2 protein-coding genes are annotated in these 2,013 nt (G+C 65.3%); one reads left to right on the top strand and one right to left on the bottom strand.

Annotation, left to right across the window (positions count from 1 at the left end):
* The coding region (locus VGH85_23185) for a beta-galactosidase (GenBank protein HEY2176725.1) at window positions 1-1,169 on the bottom strand (1,169 nt) is incomplete at its 3' end.
* Window positions 1,170-1,473: 304 nt separating this feature from the next.
* Here VGH85_23185 and VGH85_23180 point away from each other — a divergent pair.
* A partial coding sequence (locus VGH85_23180) for a dihydroxyacetone kinase subunit DhaK (protein ID HEY2176724.1) occupies window positions 1,474-2,013 on the top strand: 540 nt, incomplete at its 3' end.

The following is a 2,013-nucleotide window of genomic DNA, read 5'->3' as shown; positions in this document are numbered from 1 at the left end:
AGCGCCTCGTCCAAGCCCCAGTTGCCACCCATCGCGAGGATCGGCTGACCGTTGACGGTGAGCGCGAGGCTGTCGATCAACGTACCGGACGGATCGGTGCGCGGCACGCTGTACTCGATACGCCGCACACCGAAGCGCACGGAGCGCTCGTCGGATACCATCTGGCCCGTCTCGACTTGCACCGTGAGCTGGTACAGGTGCGGGGTGCCGTATCCGTTGGGCCACCACAAGTGAGGCTTGTTCAGCCGGAGTTGAGGAACATCAGCTGGCGTGAGCGTAACCGACGAGCTGCCGGCCGGCACGGTGATCGGATGCTGGAAGGAGGTTCCCCCGATGTCTCCCGTGACCGTGACAGCTTGGTCGGTGCTGGCCGCATTGTCGAACGTGAGGCCGAGAGCGACGTCGGCGGTACTCAGGTCGTCGGACAGGGTCGGGTCGACATGCACGTCGGTGAGCCGGATCGGCCCGGTCGTCGACCAGCGCACCGGCTGCCAGATGCCAAGGTCCCGGTCGGAGATGGTGGGCAACCAGTCCCAGCCGGCTGTGCAGAAGAACGTCGGGCCGTTCTCCAGCGTGATCCCGGTCGGGCCGCCGTTGCGCCCCCCGCGGGTCACGCCGCTGGCGTAGCTCGGGAGCGACGGACCCTCGGAGAAGTCCAACTTATGCACGAGCACCGCGAGATGGGCCATACCTTTAGCTTGCGCTACGACATCGGTCACGTCGAAGACGCCTCGGATGAACGCACCTTCCATCGACCCGACCTGCGAACCGTTGAGCCAGATGTCGGCGAGGTAGTTGACCCCATCGAAGTGGAGCCAGAACCGCTGCCCGTCGACTAGCTGCGGGACGTGGAAGCTCGTCCGGTACCAGTAGTTGGTGTCTTTGAGGGTGTCCGGGACGGTGTCGGTAACGATGTGCCGGTACAGCGGATCGGGAAACATCCCGTTGGCGATCATGCTGGTGAGCGGGGTGCCGGGCACCACCGCGGGCTGCAGACCGGAGACCTTCGCGGCACTTGACAGGATCGGGCCGGTCAGGCCGTCAGCGTCCGCGGCAGCGAACGTCCACCCGTCGGCGATCTCCTGCTCGCCCACGACGCTCTGCGCGTCCGGGGCAGCCTTCGCGGCCAGGGGACGAGCGGCCGCCCCGAGCAGGCCACCGCCAATCACGACTACCCCGGTAGACAAGAACTGCCTGCGATCAAGGTTGGGCATATGTCCTCTTTTCGGAGGGGCGAGACCCGACAACGTCCTCTCGGCGACACCACTGCCCCGACGTGGTGGGCCGCCGTCCTGCCACTCCGGATACTCGACAACTGTCTAACAACGTTGTCAACAATTTTCTACCTATCTCTACACATCCTGTCAAGACGTACAACAAAGCCCCGATTTCGGGGATGCACTGCAGGTCCGTGAGGCCGCCGAAGCTGCGCTGATCCGGCCGAGCCGGTAGCCGGACAGTATTCGGGTCGACGTGCAGCGCGGCTGCGGCGCGGATGACCTTCATGCTGGCGTCCGCGAAGGCGTTGATGGTCTCGATCGTCATCTGGCGCTCGTAGTCGGCAAGCGCGAAGAGACGCGCCTCCTTCTGACGGATGCCTTCGAGATGGGCAAGGAGATGGCGGAGGCGGACGGCCTCACCATCGGCACGCTGATCGTCGATGACGACGTCGCGGTCAAGGACTCGACGTACACGGTCGGACGCCGCGGGGTCGCGGGCAACTTCTTCGTGATCAAGGCGGTAGGCGCGGCCGCTGAGCAGGATGCCGACCTCGACGAGCTGCTGCGGATCGGCAACAAGGTCAACGCGGTCACCAGGACGATGGGAATGGCCCTGACCTCCTGCACCCCGCCTGCCAAGGGCTCGCCGCTGTTCGAGCTAGGCGCGGATGAGATGGAAATGGGTGTGGGCATCCACGGCGAGCCCGGACGTCGCCGGGAGAAGCTGGCGAGCGCCAACGAGATCGTTGACGAGCTGCTCGAAGCCGTGGTGTCTGACCTGCCGTTCTCCAGC

It is taken from the genome of Mycobacteriales bacterium, from assembly GCA_036497565.1.
Lineage (GTDB): Bacteria > Actinomycetota > Actinomycetes > Mycobacteriales > QHCD01 > DASXJE01.
Note: the sequence above shows the minus strand (reverse complement) of the source record. Positions and strands in the feature narration are given on the sequence as shown.